At 70.2% G+C, this 16,744-nt stretch carries 10 protein-coding genes; 7 read left to right on the top strand and 3 right to left on the bottom strand.

Annotated elements, in window-relative coordinates:
• Window positions 1–21: 21 nt before the first annotated feature.
• From ABT053_RS15225 to ABT053_RS15215, 3 genes are all read right to left on the bottom strand, one after another.
• Entirely contained in the window at window positions 22–1,215 is a 1,194-nt protein-coding gene (locus ABT053_RS15225; RefSeq protein WP_350969605.1) for a ThuA domain-containing protein, read from the bottom strand.
• Window positions 1,208–3,964: a PQQ-dependent sugar dehydrogenase gene (locus ABT053_RS15220; protein WP_350969604.1), complete on the bottom strand. Its 2,757-nt coding sequence runs from the start codon at window positions 3,962–3,964 to the stop codon at window positions 1,208–1,210. Before ABT053_RS15220 ends, ABT053_RS15225 begins: the two co-directional genes overlap by 8 nt.
• 857 nt (window positions 3,965–4,821) lie before the next feature.
• Complete coding sequence (locus ABT053_RS15215; protein WP_350969603.1) at window positions 4,822–6,225, bottom strand: helix-turn-helix domain-containing protein; 1,404 nt, start codon at window positions 6,223–6,225, stop codon at window positions 4,822–4,824.
• 166 nt (window positions 6,226–6,391) lie between these two features.
• On the opposite strand from ABT053_RS15215, the gene ABT053_RS15210 reads away from it, so the two are divergent.
• The 7 genes from ABT053_RS15210 to ABT053_RS15180 all read left to right on the top strand — a co-directional run bounded on the left by ABT053_RS15210 (window position 6,392) and on the right by ABT053_RS15180 (window position 16,731).
• Window positions 6,392–7,516 (top strand): NlpC/P60 family protein, encoded by a 1,125-nt coding sequence (locus ABT053_RS15210; RefSeq protein WP_350969602.1) that lies wholly within the window; start codon window positions 6,392–6,394, stop codon window positions 7,514–7,516.
• 236 nt (window positions 7,517–7,752) lie between these two features.
• Entirely contained in the window at window positions 7,753–8,721 is a 969-nt protein-coding gene (locus tag ABT053_RS15205; protein ID WP_350969601.1) for a hypothetical protein, read from the top strand.
• Window positions 8,722–9,700: 979 nt separating this feature from the next.
• The gene (locus tag ABT053_RS15200; protein WP_350969600.1) at window positions 9,701–10,051 is read left to right on the top strand and encodes a CU044_2847 family protein; all 351 of its coding nucleotides are present in this window, start codon (window positions 9,701–9,703) and stop codon (window positions 10,049–10,051) included.
• On the top strand, window positions 10,048–10,983 hold the full coding sequence (locus ABT053_RS15195) for an AAA family ATPase (RefSeq protein WP_350969599.1): 936 nt from the start codon (window positions 10,048–10,050) through the stop codon (window positions 10,981–10,983). The genes ABT053_RS15200 and ABT053_RS15195 overlap by 4 nt, the downstream gene beginning before the upstream one ends.
• Entirely contained in the window at window positions 10,980–12,731 is a 1,752-nt protein-coding gene (locus ABT053_RS15190) for a hypothetical protein (RefSeq protein WP_350969598.1), read from the top strand. Before ABT053_RS15195 ends, ABT053_RS15190 begins: the two co-directional genes overlap by 4 nt.
• The gene (locus ABT053_RS15185; RefSeq protein WP_350969597.1) at window positions 12,728–14,050 is read left to right on the top strand and encodes a CHAT domain-containing protein; all 1,323 of its coding nucleotides are present in this window, start codon (window positions 12,728–12,730) and stop codon (window positions 14,048–14,050) included. The genes ABT053_RS15190 and ABT053_RS15185 overlap by 4 nt, the downstream gene beginning before the upstream one ends.
• A complete protein-coding gene (locus tag ABT053_RS15180; RefSeq protein ID WP_350969596.1) occupies window positions 14,047–16,731 on the top strand; it encodes a hypothetical protein in 2,685 nt (894 codons plus the stop codon). Before ABT053_RS15185 ends, ABT053_RS15180 begins: the two co-directional genes overlap by 4 nt.
• Window positions 16,732–16,744 lie beyond the last annotated feature (13 nt).

The following is a 16,744-nucleotide window of genomic DNA, read 5'->3' as shown; positions in this document are numbered from 1 at the left end:
CAGGGAACTACGGGGAACGGGTTACCTGCCGTAGACCTCCAGCTCCCACAGCGAGTAGCCGTACGGGGTCGCCCGCTGGGTGCCGTACACCCGCACGTAGCGGGCGCTCGCCGCGGTGAAGCTCACGTCGTCCACGCCGCCGTCACCGGTCGTCGTGGCGTAGGCCTGCGTCCAGGTCGTGCCGTTGGTCGAGGTCTCGATCCGGTACGCCCTGCCGTAGGCGGCCTCCCAGTTCAGCCGGACCCGGCTGACCTGCCGGGCGGTCCCCAGGTCCACCGAGATCCACTGCGGGTCGGAGAACGCCGAGGACCAGCGGGTGCCGCCGTTGCCGTCCACCGCGTTGCCCCCGACGAAGGCGCCGTTCTCCGTGGAGGAGGTCGTCACCGGACGTCCGGACGACAGCAGCACGACACCCGGGCTCGGGGTGGGAGTGGGCGTCGGGGTGGGCGTCGGGTTCGGGGTGGTGCCGCAGTTGCCCGCGACGACCCCGGCCGCGTAGCGGAGGCCGCCGTACAGGTGCGCCCGGAAGTTCGCCTCGGTGTAGGAGGCGGCGGTGTGACCGAGACCGGTGTACCAGGAGCGGCCGCCCGAGTACGCCTTGCACCAGGAGATCGGGTGGTCGGCGCCCATCGAGCCGCCGGAGTAGGTCGACTCGTCGAGCGTGGCGAGCACGCGGGCGGTGGAGCGGGGGTTGGTGCGGTAGTTGTACAGCTCGTCGGTGCGCACCCAGTTCGCCGGGAGGTGCGTCGTCGAGGGGTGCGTGCGGTCCTCCACCTTCACGGTCACCTGCTGGATGGCCGGGTGGGAGGCGAAGTAGGCGCCGACGAGGTTGCCGTACCAGGGCCAGTCGTACTCGGTGTCGGCGGCGGCGTGGACGCCCACGTAACCGCCACCGGTCCCGATGTAGGACTCGAACGCCGTCTGCTGCGCGGCGTTGAGCACGTCGCCGGTGGTCAGCAGGAAGACGACCGCCCGGTACTGGGCCAGGTTGGCCGTGGTGAAGGCGCCCGCGTCCTCGGTCGCGTCGACGGTGAAGCCGTTCTCCGTCGCCAGCCCGCGCAGCGCGGTGATGCCCGCCGGGATGGCGTCGTGCCGGAACCCGGCCGTCTTGGAGAAGACCAGGACCTTGTACGCCGGATCGGCCGCCATGGCCGGAGCCACCAGACCGATCATGACGACGAACAACGCGGTGACGACCGCGATGATGTTACGCACCGTAGACCTCCATTTCCCACAGGGAGTAGCCGTACTGGGTAGCCCGCTGCGTTCCGTACACCCGCACGTAGCGGGCGCTCGTCGCCGCGAAACTCACGTCGTCCACGCCGCCGTCACCGGCGGTCGTCGCGTGCACCTGCGACCAGGTCGTGCCGTTGGTCGAGGTCTCGATCCGGTACGCCGTGCCGTAGGCGGCCTCCCACTGCAGCTTCACCCGGTTCACCTGGCGGGCCGAGCCCAGGTCGACCGAGATCCACTGCGGGTCGGAGAACGCCGACGACCAGCGCGTACCGAGGTTGCCGTCCACCGCGTTGGACCCCGCCGAGGCGGCGTTCTCCGCCGAGGACGCGGTGACCGGGCGGCCCGCCGACAGCAGCGTGCCGGTGGGCGGCGGGCCCGTCCCGGTGGTGAGGGTGAAGTCGTCCACGTCGAACAGCGGGCCCGCTCCCCCGGCGAAGACCAGGAAGAGCTTGGTGGTCCCGGCCGGGGCGTTCGTCAGGGTGGCGGAGACGTCGACGAACGTCTCCCACCCCCCGGTCGGTGCCACGGTCGCGGTACCCAGCAGGGTCCCGGTCGCCGAGCCCGCCCTGACCTGGATCGTCCCGCCGGCCCCGCCCGAGGACACCCGGGCGGTGAGCCTGGTGACGCCGCTCAGGACGTAGGGGTCGAAGGAGATCCAGTCGCCGTTCTCGATGCTGCCCACGGTCTTCGCCCCGTGCGCGGTCGGCTTGTCGTACTGGACCACCCCCTGGGAGGTGCTGTAGTGCTCTGCCTGCCGGTTCCTCGGCTGGGTGACGTGCTGGGTGTGCGTGGTGAGCCCGCCCGCGTCGGTGTACTCGGCGTCCCAGACCCCGAACAGGTTGGCGGCCCCGTCGTGCTCGCCGTTGCCCGGCGTCTGGATCGTGCCCGTACATCCGTTGGCGGTGGCCATCAGGTGCCCGTGGTCGTCGTGCCCGAGGACGTAGTTCATCTTCACCCTCGTGCAGTCGATCGTCGTGTCCTCCGCGTCGGTGACCGTGATGCGGTACGGCACGGCGTCGCTGAAGCCGAACACCTGCCCGTTGAGCGGGAGGTCGATCCGCACGACGGGCGCGGTGTTGCCGACGTTGATCTCGACGTTCGCCGTCGCGGTGTTGCCCGTGCTGTCCCGCACGGTCAGCGTGACGACCCGCCTGCCGTCGGTGGTGTAGGTGTGGGTGGGGTTGGCCGCGGTGGACGTGCCCCCGTCGCCGAACGCCCAGGAGTAGGTGAGCGCGTCGCCGTCCGGGTCGGAGGTGCCCGCCGAGGAGAACGCCACGGTGAGCGGCGCCTTCCCGGAGACCTTGTCGGCGGTCGCCTTCGCGATGGGCGCCCGCCCCCCGGCGCCGATGTGCTCGATGCGGTACAGCGCCGAGTCCTGGTTGCCGTTGAACCAGCCGGTGCCGTAGTCGAGCACGTAGAGGGCGCCGTCGGGGCCGAACGCCATGTCCATCACCAGCTTGCCCGTCCAGGGGAAGGGCTGGATGGTGCCCCGGGTGCCGTTCGCGTTCACCTCGATGTCCTTGATCCACTGACGCTGGAGCTCACCGGCGAGGAAGTGCCCGTCGAGCGACTGCGGGAACTTGACCGGCGAGTTCAGCGCGGCGGAGTAGCGGTAGACGACGCCGCCCATCGGCGACTCGGCGCCGCAGCCGAACTCCGGCAGCAGGGTGCAGCCGTCGTAGGTGATCCAGGCGGCCTTCGCCGCGGGCAGCTTGACCAGGCCGGTGTTCTTGCGGGAGGTGTTCTCGGGACCGCCCGCGCAGTCGTACTTCGCGCCGATCGTCGAGGTGTCGTAGTTGTAGCGGGCGTAGGTCTCGGCCGGGGTGTTGTTGCCCGTGCAGTACGGCCAGCCGAAGAAGCCGGGCCCGGTGATCCGGTTGAACTCGACCTGCCCGCCGGGCCCGCGCGGACCCGCGGTTCCGGCGTCGGGACCGTAGTCGCCGAGGTAGACGACGCCGGTGGCCTTGTCGACGCTCATCCGGAACGGGTTGCGGAAGCCCATCGCGTAGATCTCCGGACGGGTGTTCGCCGTCCCCGGCGGGAACATGTTCCCGGCCGGGATCGAGTACGACCCGTCGGCGTTCACCTTGATGCGGAGCACCTTGCCGCGCAGGTCGTTGGTGTTGGCGGCGCCGCGCTGCGCGTCGAGCGCGGGGTTGCGGTTCGGCCTGTCGTCCAGCGGGGCGAAGCCGTCGTTGAACCCGGGCTCGGTGTCGTCGCCGGTGGTCAGGTAGAGGTTGCCCGCGGCGTCGAAGTCGATGTCACCGCCGACGTGGCAGCAGGCGCCGCGGCTCGCCCTGACCTCGAGCACGGTCTTCTCGCTCGCGAGGTCGAGGGTGCCGTCGGTGTTCAGCCTGAGGCGCGTGAGCCGGTTGACGCCGTCGAAGCGCGCGAACTCCGCCGGGGTCCCGTCGGGCGGGGATCCGTTCGGCGGCGTGGACAGCGGGGGCGCGTAGTAGAGGTAGACGAACCGGTTGGTGGCGAAGCCGGGGTCGACTCCGATGCCCTGCATGCCCTCCTCGTCGTTGAAGTAGACGGAGAGCTTGCCCGACACCTTGGTGTTCCCGGCGGCGTCGGTGATCCGGACCGTGCCGTCACGGGCGGTGTGCAGGACGGAGCGGTCGGGCAGCACCGCCATCGTCATGGGCTCTCCCACCTCGGCGACCCCCTTGGCCAGCGTGACCTGCTGGAACTTGGTGGGATCGACGGGCGGGGCGGCGGCTTTCACGGTGGCGGTGGCTGTCGCTGTGGCTGTTGCCGTGGCGGTGGCCGGGAGCGGATACAGCAGGGCGGTGAGGGTGAGGAGAGCAGTGAGGGGTGGTAACCATCGGCGGAGCGAGGCCATGGGCGAGACTCCAGGTCTCAGTTGGGGGGTGGACCGGTGGTCAAGGTCTCGGGGCAGGGGTCCGGAGTCTCTGGCGGGGGACACCGGGAAAAAGCTGAGGGAGCGCTCTCCCAACCCGAGATTGCTCTTGCTCGACAATCCTTGTCAAGAGGCTGTTTAACCTGACGGAAACAGCTCGCACACCGCGAGCGAATACCGGTGCATCTCGGGGAACGTTCCCTTACGGCCTTTTGTATCGTGCCAATGGCCACTGACCTGGGCGAATCGGAACGCCTTTGAGGAAGCGCTTTCCTGGCTCGGCCGGGTCCGTCGGCGGACCGAACCGGTTTCGGTGTCGGCAGGAAACGTGAACGCAATCACCCCTTGCCGGGGAGCGCTCTCTCCAAGATCGCCATTTGCGGGCGTCCGGCGCGGCTGCTCGTGCGGCTCCGGGCCGCGTTCCGAGGTCGCGTTCCTGGGGCGTGTCCCGAGGTCGCGTTCCTGGGGCGCGTTCCCGGGCCGCGCCTCCGGAGTGCGGCCCCGGACCACGACCCCGGGGTGCGGCCCCGGACCACGACCCCGGGGTGCGACCTCGGACCACGACCCCGGGGTGCGACCTCGGACCACGACCCCGGACCGCCTCGGAGCGCGCCCGCGAACCGCGATCTCGGACCGCGATCTCGGACCGCGATCTCGGACCGCGATGGGGAAGAGCCCCGGCCGGGCGGTGTGCTCCGAGCCGGGGACGACGCGCCGACCGGTCAGTTCGATGCGGGGGCGTCCAGGACAGGGGCGTCCGGAGTGGAAGTATCCGAGCCGGGGGCGTCCGATGCGGAAGCGTCCAGGGCCGAGGGGTCCGGGGCGGAAGCCTCCAGGGTGGAGGTGTCCAAGGCAGGGGAGCCCGGGGCGGGGGCGTCCGATGTGAGGACGCCGTTCCTGAGGTTGACGGGGCGGTGGGCCCGGAACTGGTCGCCCGGTTTCAGGCCGTGTTCGACGACGCGATGGTCGGTACCGTAACCGGAGCGCTGCTGGTAGGCCCAGTAGGAGGTGCGCCCGGCGTCGGCCCACCGGTCGAAGATGACCACCGCGCGGGCGGTGTTGCCGCCCACCGGGTCGATGACGAGATCCCCCTGGATCAGCTCGGTCATCTTGATGCGCCTGCTGAAGTTCGACGAGGCGAGACTGATCGTGTTGGGACCCGGCTTCGGCAGCCCGAGGGTCATGGAGACGTAACCGGAGCCGTCGGTCCGGTAGCCGCCGTACGTCTTGAACTGGCTGTAGGGCACGCGCCGCGCGGTGGCCGGGTGCCAGCTCCTGGCACGGCCGATCATCCCGGCCCGGTCGACGGCCGGTTTCGCCGCTCCGGTGGCACCGCCCGCGACAGCGCCGGGGACCGAGGGCGCCGGTCCGGTGCCGTCGCCCGCCCGGCTTCGGAGAGCAGATCCGCCGAGCACGACACCGGCGGCCACGCCGACGGACAGGCCCAGCGCGGTCCCGATCAGGAACCGCCGCCGCGGGCGGCTCGTCAACCAGCGCCTTACGCGCGCACCGGGCTCACCGTCGCCTTCGTTCTTCCCGTCACCCCCGGTCTTCCATTCCCCTCCGGGGTCCATCTTGCCCCCGGTCTCCTCCTCGTCCCCGGGTTCCCTCTTGTCCTCGGGCTTCTCCCCGCCCCCGTTCCCCTCTCCCCTTGAGAGGTCCTTCGCTCCTCCGGAGAGTCCTCCCGAGAGCTCCGCGGTCGTCTCCCCTTCGAAAGCTCCCGCTGTCGCCCTGCCTCGGTCCCCTCCGTCCCCTTCGTCCCCTCCATCTCCGTCGGAGACCTCGGCGGGCGCCTCCCGGATCCGCTCGCCCGCCTCCGGGAAGCCCGCCATCCGCCGCGCCTGCTCGGCCGCCTCCCACAGCTCACGGAACCGGTTCTCGTCCTCCCGGCACAGCCGGGCGAGCCCTTCCACGGCGCCGAGGGGAATCCACGTGTCCCCGGCGAGCCATCGCCCCCAGGACGACCGGCTCGCGTGGGTGGCCTGTTCCAGCGCCCGCAGATCGAGCCCCGCCCGTTCCTTGAGAGCCCTCAGCTCCCGCAGGAGAACGCGGGTCGGCTCGGGCAGATCGTCGGGCAGCGGGCGCTGTCGTCGGCTCCGGCTCGTGTTCCCGATCCCATTCACCACGGTGATTCGTCCCAACCTTGTCCCAGAGGCCTGAGTCATCGCAGGTCATATCGTCACATTGGGAACTATTGTCCCAACTTCCCCAATTTCACGATGTGTTTCAGGAATTTCCTGCCAGCGTGTGTCCCGCCAACCGAACGATCAACGGCAGGAACAAGGAGAGCACATGCCCTCGAACCGAAACTCCTGGATCACGGCGGGAAACCTGGCACTCATCACGGTGCTCGCCTGCGGAGGCGGCCTGGCGCCGACGGCGTCCGCGCAGGCGGCGAGCACTCACACCGACCCGCTGGCGAAGGCGACCACGCCGCCGGCACCCACCCCCACCCCCACTCCCACGCCCACTTCCGTGACGCCGCCGCCCGCGCAGGAGGACGAGACCGAGACGTCCCCGGAGCCGGACGAGGAGCAGGCGCAGACGCTGGCCGCCGCGGCACCGGTCACCCGCTCGCAGATGATCGCCCGGGCCAAGACCTGGAAACCCGGCACCGCGCAGCGGATCCCCTACAGCCAGACCAAGACGCACGGCGGCTACCGGACCGACTGCTCCGGCTACGCCTCCATGGCACTCGGCCTCGGCAAGCCCGGACAGATCACCGTCGGGCTGGCCAAGAGCGCCTACAGCCGTCCCATCAAGATGTCCCAGCTGCTCAGGGGCGATCTGGTCATCGACGCCATCGGCAGCAACACCACCCGGCACGTCGTCATCTTCGACCGCTGGGCCAACTCCGCGCGCACCTCGTACTGGGCCTACGAGCAGCGCGGCGGCTACGGGACGGACTACCGGACGCGCAACTACGGGCTCGCGGCGAAGAGCGAGTACAAGGCGTACCGGGCGCTGAACATCCGCGAGGACGCGCCCCCGGCGCCCACCACGGTCACCCGCGCCCAGGTGATCGCCCGCGCGAAGACCTGGAAGCCCGCCACCGCGCAGCGCGTCCCCTACAGCCAGACCAAGACGAACGGCGGCTACCGGGCCGACGGCTCCGGCTACGTCTCCATGACCCTCGGACTGGCCAAGCCCGGACCCATCACCACCGCTCTCGCCACCGGCACCCACACCCGCCCCATCAAGATGACCGAACTCCTCCAGGGAGACCTCGTCATCGACCCCGTCGGCGGCAACACCGCACGACAGGTCGTCATCTTCGACCGCTGGGCCGACGCCGGGCGCACCTCCTACTGGGCCTACCAGCAGCGCTCCGGCTACGGCACCGACCACCGCGTCGTCAAGCACGGCCTCACCTCCGGCACCCAGTTCCGGGCCTACCGTCCGGTGAGGATCCGCTAGTGCACCGCTCACGGCCCTGTGCCGGACCGTACGGGCCGAGTGGCCCGGCCGGTCCGGCCCGTCCGGGCGGATCGACAGGTCCCGGGAAAGCGACAGGTCCCGAAAAAACGACGGGTCCCGGGAAAGCGACAGGTCTCACGGAACCGGCGGGTGCCGGGAAGCCGGCGGGCCGGGACGGATCGACGGGTTCGGGCGGATCGGCCCGGGTCGCGGGAGCGCTGCTCCTCGCGGTCACCATGGGAGTGAGCCTCCCCGCCATCCCCGCGACCGCGACCACGGTTGCGGCCGTGGCCGTGGCCGCCCCCCTGCCGACCGCTCCCTGCGGCAGCGGGGGTGTGACGGCGGGCGACACGGCACTGGCCGCCACGCTCAACGGCCGGCTCACGATGAAGATGCGCGGTTACCTGGACGGCTACCGCGTCTCCTGCGCCCGGACGGTGATCGCGGCGGTCCGCGCCCGCGGGCTCCCCCGGGAGGCGGCGGTGGTCGCGATCACCACGGCCATCGTCGAGACGGGTGTGCGGAACATCAACCGGGAGGTGGACCACGACAGCCTGGGCGTGTTCCAGCAACGGGCCACCTGGGGCAGCGCAGCCCAGCGGCTGGACGTGACCTGGGCGACCGGCGCGTTCCTGGACAAGATGCTCCGCAAGTATCCCGACGGGTCCTGGCGGACGGCGGTGGTGGGCGACGTCTGCCAGCGCGTACAGGTGTCGAAGTACCCGGAGCGGTACCAGCCGCAGGCGGCGGACGGACAGATGGTCGTCTCGGCGCTGTGGCCCACCGGCGGCGTGACCCGGGAACAGGTGATCGCCCGCGCGAAGACCTGGAAGCCCGCCACCGCGCAGCGGATCCCCTACAGCCAGACCAAGACGAACGGCGGCTACCGGGCCGACGGCTCCGGCTACGTCTCCATGACCCTCGGACTGGCCAAGCCCGGACCCATCACCACCGCTCTCGCCACCGGCACCCACACCCGCCCCATCAAGATGACCGAACTCCTCCAGGGAGACCTCGTCATCGACCCCGTCGGCGGCAACACCGCACGACAGGTCGTCATCTTCGACCGCTGGGCCGACGCCGGGCGCACCTCCTACTGGGCCTACCAGCAACGCTCCGGCTACGGCACCGACCACCGCGTCGTCAAGCACGGCCTGTCACCGGGAACCGATTTCACCGCGTACCGGCCCCTCGCCTTCCGCTGACCCGGAACGCTCACCGAGCCAGAACATCCACCGACCCGGAACACTCGCCGAGCCGGAACATTCACCGACCGGAACACTCGCTGACCCGGGACATCCACCGAGCCAGAACATCCACCGATCCAGAACATTCGCCACCTGAAACATTCGCCACCTTGAACGGGAGCCCGGTCACGCCCGTGACCGGGCTCCCCGCCGTCTCGCGGGCTCATCGGTCCACGGCGGGCTCATCGGTCCACTCGGAACCGGCTCGAACGGAACCGGACCGCGGACAAAAGCTCGACCAGGACGGGCCTTTCCACGCCGTCCGCACGTCCCCGCGAGCATCCTCCCTCGCCTCACGTCCGGCGATCAGCGATCAGCGACACAATCCGCTGCGAAAGGACAGGACTCCAAAGAAAGGCCACTCCGGCCGTGCCGGGATTTCCCGCCACCCGCCGACGGAACGGGTACGGGCTTTCCGGTCACACATCGGCGGAACAGATCGGGGTTTCCGGTCACACCCCGACGAGACCGTACCGGCTTTCCCCTTACGGACCGGCGGAGACACCCGGCCGAATGACGGACGGCCGAGGACCGGCCGTTCCGGATCCCCCTCGGACACCGGACCAGAATTGAGGTGACATTTCGTAATATTTCCCCTAAATACCCATACAGCTCTTCGTGACCCCCATTGGCGCGGAGCCCACCCGCACCCGCGAATCGGCACGGACAGCCCTCAGAACCCACCCCGGCGAAAGAGCCCGCGACAGGCTCCCGAGATGGAAGAACACCTCACACGAACTGCGACAACACAGAAAACCCGCCCTGCCCCCGGCGAATGCGAGTTGTTTCATCCGAAGGCCCGGCGGTGCGGGAATCGACCGAGTCGTATTCCAAAGAAAGCACACCACCGGATATGGTGACGCGCACCGGTATCTGCGGCAGAATCAGGGACCTGCTATGCGAAACAGAGAGCAACATCGATCTCCGGTGAGGTTTCATGGTTGTGGTGGCGGTCCCAAGTGCGTCCGGTCACGGGGCTATCCAAATCGAGCTCGACGAATTGGAGGTGGATGACCACTCCTCGATCTATGACGACGACACCCGAGGGCCACTGGAAAAGCCGCTGGTGATCAGCCGCCATCTGTTCAGCGAGGCGATCCAGATGGTGACGAACTGCGCCTACGAGGCGCGGGACCAGATCGCCGCCATGGCGGAGAGGGCGCGTCCCGACGAGTTCGAGATGCAGCTCGCCGTGAAGGTCGATGGCAAGGTCGGCGCGAAGATCGTGGAGTTGAGCTCGGGGGCACAGCTTCTGGTGACGTTGCGCTGGAGGAAGTCGGCCCCATGACCGAGGTGCGGATTCTGCCCTACAGCCACGTCGTCGGACAGACGGATCTGCGGCGGTGCCTGGAGCTGGCCTTCGTCGCGCCGGGCATCGGCGGCGTGCTGGTCAGCGGCGAGCGCGGCACCGCCAAGTCGACCACGGTGCGGTCCTTCAGCCTCATGGCCTACGGCGAGCTTCCGGTCACGCTGCCCATCAACGCCACCGAGGACCGCGTGCTCGGCGGCTGGAGCATCGACGCGTTGATGGCGGGCAAGACCAGGCAGCAGGCCGGCCTGCTGGAGGTCGCCGGTGAGCGGGGCCTCCTCTACATCGACGAGGTCAACCTCCTCGACGACCACCTGGTCAACATCATCCTGGACGTCACCTCGACCAACGTGCTCGTGGTCCACCGAGAAGGAGTCGACCGGCCGACGATCCCGGTCAAGTTCACCCTGGTCGGCACCATGAATCCGGAGGAGGGATGGCTGCGCCCGCAGCTTCTCGACCGGTTCGGCCTGCTGGTGCCGGTCAGCGCGGAGACGGCGGTCGAGCAGCGGCACAAGATCCTCCGCACGGTTCTGCGGTTCGAGGAGGAGGTCACCAGGCCAGGCTCCTCATGGCTGGCGGAGGGGGCCGAGCGCGACGGGGAGATACGCGAGCGCCTCGAACGGGCCAGGGCGAGAGTGAACGAGGTGGAGATACCGGACGAGATCCTCGAACTCTGTGCCCAGATCTCGGCGAGATTCAAGGTAGCCGGGCACCGCGGCGAAAAGGTGATGGCCCTGGGCGCCAAGGCGCGGGCGGCGCTGGAAGGACACAGGGTCGTCACCCCCGACGACATCCACGCGGTGGCCGAGTTCGCTCTGGCACATCGTCTTCCCGAGGCGGTTTACGGCGAGTCGATCAAGTGGACCGACGAGGACCGGGACCTGCTGAAAAAGATCATCACGGGATGACGATGGCCATGTCGCCCGCGTCGCGAGTGCGGCACGCCCTGGCGTGTGCCGCGCTCGACCCACGGCTTCGCGGAGTGCTCCTGTTCGACCTGGAGCCCACCCTGCTGCCCGACGTGGGGCACTGGCTCGGCTCGCTCCTGGGAAATCCCGGCCTGTTCACGCTGGGAGCGTCGACCGGCTCGGACACCATGTGGATCGGGCTCACCTCACGGCCCACGTTCGGCGTCCGTCCCGGACCACTGGTCGACAGGTCGGACGCCCTCGCCCTCACCGTCATGGTCCCCGACCTCGCGAAGCTCTCGCTCACCGGCCGACGGGCCGCGATCACCCTTTTGGACGCCGACGTGGCGCACCTGGAGCGCGACGGACTCAGCGTGACCTGGGTGCCGCGCACTCGGTGGGTGGCCGTCTGCGCACGGGCCGATGCCGGCAGGATCCCGCCGCACCTGCTCGACCGCTTCCCCCTGCGCGTCGATGCCTCCGGGCTCCGCGCGGACCTGGGACCGCCCCCGGACAAGTGGCGGCGCGCACTGGCCCGGGGCCGGCTGGCGACCGTACCCGACGAGGTGGTCCTGGGGATTCTCGACCACGTCCCGAAGGGGGCGTCCGGTGCGCGCAGAGACCTCGCCCTCGCCAGGATCGGCCGGGCGCTGGCGACCCTCGACGGCCGTACGGAGACCACGGACACCGACATCGGTGAGGCGGCGGCGCTTCTTCGCCTCCCCTTTCCACGTGGCCGTGGTCCCGTCAACGCTCTCGGCGACGGCGCCACCCTTGGAAGACGCGACCGTGGAGGAGGCGACAGGTCCTGGAGGCAGGGCGGCGAGAAGGCCTCTCCCCCGCGGGCCGACGAGCTCAACGTCGCGGTACCGGCTCCCGCGGAGCCGCTCGCTCCGGGGACCGCCACCCCGGCCGATCCTCTCGGCCCCTACCCCGAGGACGACAGCGAACCCGAACGGGACCCGGAGTCGCTGCGTTCCCGGGCCGCGCGGCACTCCTCGTCGCGGCCGAGCCACGGCAGGCCCATCGGGTCCCGGCCGGGCGCCTTCGGCGATCTGGCGGTCGTCGCCACCATCGTCGGGGCCGCTCCCCTGCAGGCCCGGCGGTGCGAGGACCACTACTCGCTCCCGCCGCACCCCCTGCACCTGATCGCGCCGGACCTGAAGATCCACCGCAGGAGTGCCGAGCCGGCGAGGCTTCTGGTCCTCGTCCTCGATCACACGTGCCGGGCCGGCTGGGACTGGCTCGGCGCCCTCGCCCCCTACCTGCAGTGGGCCTACACCGGCAGGGCCGGCATCTGTGTGATCGAGGTCGGTGCCGCCGGTGCCCCCAGCGAACTGCGCGCCCAGCGGTTCAGCGCGTCCAGCCTGCTCGATCCCCGGGTCGCGCGGGCCCTGGAACGACCCGCGGGCCGCTGCACCCCGCTCGCGCACGGGCTCGACCTGGCCGTCGAGACGCTGCGCCACCGGCTGCACCTCGGGAGGGTGCCGGCCGACGACGTGTTACTCGTCATCCTCACCGACGGGCGCGGCAACATCCCGTTGCGGGCGAGCGCGGCGGGCGAGCTGCCGGACCACGTCGGCCGCGAGGGAGTGGAGGACGCGCTGACGGTGGCCCGGGAGCTGAGCACGATGAAACGGATCCACACCGTCGTCCTGGACCCGGGCCCCCGGCCGGGCGCGTACCTCACCCATGCGCTGGCCGAGGCCTGCGGCGCCCGGCTCCAGCAGGGCGGCGATCCGCGGTGACCGGCGTGCCGAACGGGCTGCGCAGAGCACTGGGCGGCGGCAGCCGTTCCTACCACCTGCGCGCCGCCGGGCACGCGCGGGCGCCGGTTCCCACGGACGGGGATCCCGGGACGGCGGCGCCGCGGGTTCTTCCCGCCGCCGACCCCGGCGGGGAACGCCTCCTCCCCGTGACCGTCGCCGACCCGACCGCCGGCCTGCCGCCCCGGACCGCCCGCCTGAAAGTGTGGCGGGAGGGTGACACCGGCAGGCAGAGCTACGCGCTCACGGGGGCTTGCTGCTGCGGCATCACGTTCGCCTACCGGAAGCAGCCGAACCAGGTGAAACCCTCCAGGCTGACACTGGGAGCGCTCATAAAGAGGGGCGGCGAGTCTCCCACCGAGATGTTCATCCGCCTCAAGAACTGGTCCAGGGACGCCAGCCAGGACCTCAAGGTCTTTCTTTCCGAGATCCGCCGGGCGCACGGCGACGACGTCCATCTGATCATCGAGGATTTCACGGGCTACGACCTTCCGTGGGACTTCCTGTGGCAGTTCAAGACGGATCTGCCCGACACGGACCTGGCCGACGGATGGCTGGGGGCGCTGCTCCCGATAGCCCGCTCGGTGGGGACACCGTCCTCCGCGACGGGGATCCAATGCACCGGCGAGATCCTCGCCCATGTCGCTCCCGACATGGTGGCCGACCGGGCCCTGCTGGACCGGTTCCGGGTCACCGTCCGGGACGTCACCCTCGACGACCTGCTGGATCTCCTGGACGAGAAGGGCGACCCGCTCTCGCTGGTCTACGTGGCCTGTCACGGGAGATACGGGAAGCCCGACGCCCGGTTCTCCGCGGCCGACATCGAACTCGTCGAAGGTCAGCGCGACTCGGAGCAGGGGGTCACCCTGGGGGAGATCCGCTCACGCAACCTGCTCCGCATGAGGGGGACCGGCGGACTCGTCTTCCTCAACGCCTGCCACTCGGCCAGGGAAGGAGTCGATCCCAACCTGGACCGCACCACCCTGCGCAGTTTCGCCAGGGTCTTCCTCGAAGCCGGAGCCTCCGGATTCATCGGGACCATGGGAAAGGTCGGCCTGCAGGACGGATACGAACTGGCGAAGAACCTCCTCGACACACTCGCCGAGAACCCCGACACACCCGTGGCCGTGGCCCTGCGCGACTATCGCAGGAAAGTCTGGGCCCAGGCCCCGCGCACCCCTCGCAGGAGCGACCAGGAAGCCGCCAGGCGACTGCGCCCGTTCTTCTACGCCTTCATGTACGCCTACTTCGGAAACCCGGAGACCACCCTGAGGCCGGTGCCGCGCGAGGAGACCCGATGAGCCCGCCCACCATCCGGCTGGAGCCGCTGGTCAGCTGGCCCCGGATCATGATGGTGGGTCAGGAGTACCTGGTCACGGTGGACCTGAGGCTCGCGCGGATCGGCGACGAGTGGCCGTACCGGGAGGAGGAGTTCGCCTTCGACTGCATGCTCGACGGCGGGGAGCGGATCGTCGTCGAGTCGGTGGACGACATCTCGGTGATCCTGCACCGGTTCGGCGGCACGTACGGGCCCGCCCGGTTCATCGTGACCGCCCAGGGAGACCCGGGCCAGGACGCGTTCCGGCTCGTCCTCAGTACCCAGAGAGGCGCGACCGTCCGGACCGACAAACTGCCCGTGCGCATCACCGCGCCCGGACCGGTGGAGGAAGGCCCGCGCGTCGATCTCCGTTCCGCCCCCGGGGACACCGGCCGGGAAAGCCGGCGAGGCGGAGAGACCTGGGTCGCCGCGATTCACCTCGGGGACGACCCGGCTCCGGTGGGCGCCGGTGTGCTCCTCGGCGAGAACCGGGTGCTGACCTGTACCCGCGTCGTCCCGGCCGGTCCGCGGTTCGCGGAAGGGTTGTGGGTGACCTTCCCCCACGCGGACGAGCCGACGCGCCGGTACGGCGCCTCGATGGCGCCCCCGGGCGCGCTTCCGGGGGATCTGGCGGTCCTGGTGCTCTCGGAACCCCCCTCGCCCGAGGTGACCGCGGCACCCGTGCAACCGCGCGGAGAGGACGACCTGGTGGGGCGGCGCTGGTCGGTGTCCGGACTCCCCGGCGGTGAGGGTTCGAGCGTGACCGTCAGTGGGATCATGAACCCCGCTCCCGGTCACCGAGGCGTCACATTGACCACCGACTCCGGCCGGCCGCTGGATCCGGCTCTCCGCGGTGCCGCGGTGTGGTCGCCGGGCCACGAGGCCGTCATCGGAGTGGTCGTGGAGGTCGGTGAGAGGGGCGGCCTGGCGGCCACGATTCGGGAGGCGGACTCGCTGATTCCCGGACAGCGGCCCGAGACGCGAGAGAGAACGACCGAGGACCTGGGGCCGAGGGGCCGACCGGTCCCCCCCGCGCGTCCCGGTCCTCCGTTCGATCACAACGAGGACGTCCTACCGGCTGACGGCGAGACCATCCCTCCACCACTCCCCGCCGGGCTTCCGGACGACCGCGCCTCCGTACGGCGGGAGCCGACGGATGTGATCCTCGCCATCGAGATGTCCGGGAGGGACGAAGCCGTTCTGCGCCGCCGGCGGCTGGCGGCAGCCACGATCGAGCAGCTGGCCGACCGCTATCCCGGCCGTGTCAGGGTGGCGGTCATCGGCTACACCTACCACGACTTCAGCCGGGGTGGCGACGGGCAACGGCGGGTGGTCACCGGCTCCTGGCTGGAGCCTGCGGAAAAGGCCCTGGCGTCACTGGCGGGCCTGGAATCGACCCGGACGAGTTTTCCGGGGGCAGCACCCCTGGAAGACGCCCTGCACCACATCGACCGCCTTCTCCCCACCGACGAACCGGACCGTCCCGTCGTCCTGCTGGTGCTAGCGAAACAGCCACCCCACCCGGTCAGAACCACCCGCGACGCGGTGCTCCCGTGCCCGCACCGCTACGACCACCGCAAGTCGACCGATCGGCTCGCCGAGCGGGGAGTGCGGCTCATGACCGTCATCGACGACGCCTCGGGCCGGACGTTCCCCCACCTGCGGCGACTGGGCAGCGACTACTCCGTGGAGCTGCGGTGGGCCGACCCCGTCGCCCTCGTGGACGCGATGGCCATTCACCGCACTCCCCCCGCCCGGGTGCCCACGCTCGGACTCGGGACCTGGCCCGGTCACGCACCGGGACGTGCCCAGCGCGTGTACGACATCGGGCTGCTGGGTACCACGGCCAGCGGCAGGACGAGCTTCCTCACCGCACTCAGTGTGGCGACCCTGCGTCACGACTCCGACTGGATGCTGCTGGGTGCCGACGAATCGTCGACCGATCGTCTCGTCACGCTCACCCAGGAACTCGTGCGAAAACGTCGATTCCCCACGGCGACCGCCTCCGCGGAGGATCCGGAACTGGTGTTGCTGGGCAGGAACCTGAGCCGGGGGTTCTGGGGCATCCGTCGTGAGACCGACGTCAGTCTCCATCTCAGCACCGCCGACACCTTCGGCGGGCCCCACGACGAGGCGCGGCGACGGCTCGCCGCGTGCGACGGCCTGATCTATTTTTTCGATCCCGTCCGCGAACTGCGGCAAGGCGACGCCTCCGACGCCCTCCGGAGAACGCTGCTCCAGCTCGGCCGGTACGTCGACGCCGACGGTCGCCTTCCGCAACGCCTCGCGATCTGTGTGACCAAGTTCGACGATCCCGCCGTCTTCGCCCCGGCGCGCCGGGGCGGCCACGTCACGTTCGACGATCCGGAGATGCTGCCCCGCGTTCCCGACGACCAGGCCGCCGGATTCTTCCACGAACTCTGCGCGCGGAGCGGGAGCACCGGCGGTGACCTGATGAGGGACATGGTCGGGCACTACTTCCATCCCGACCGGATCAAGTATTTCGTCACCTCGGCGATCGGCTTCCATGTGGGGCCGGCCGGAGTGTTCCACGAGAGCGACTATTCCAACGTCGTGCAGGAGAGGGCGGGAGCGGTACGTGTTCGCGGGCGGATCAGCCCCGTCAACGTGCTGGAACCGTTCCTCTGGCTGGCGCGGCCGTGAGCCCCGCCGGTCC

The organism is Streptosporangium sp. NPDC002524 (assembly GCF_040295985.1).
GTDB lineage: Bacteria > Actinomycetota > Actinomycetes > Streptosporangiales > Streptosporangiaceae > Streptosporangium.
Note: the sequence above shows the minus strand (reverse complement) of the source record. Positions and strands in the feature narration are given on the sequence as shown.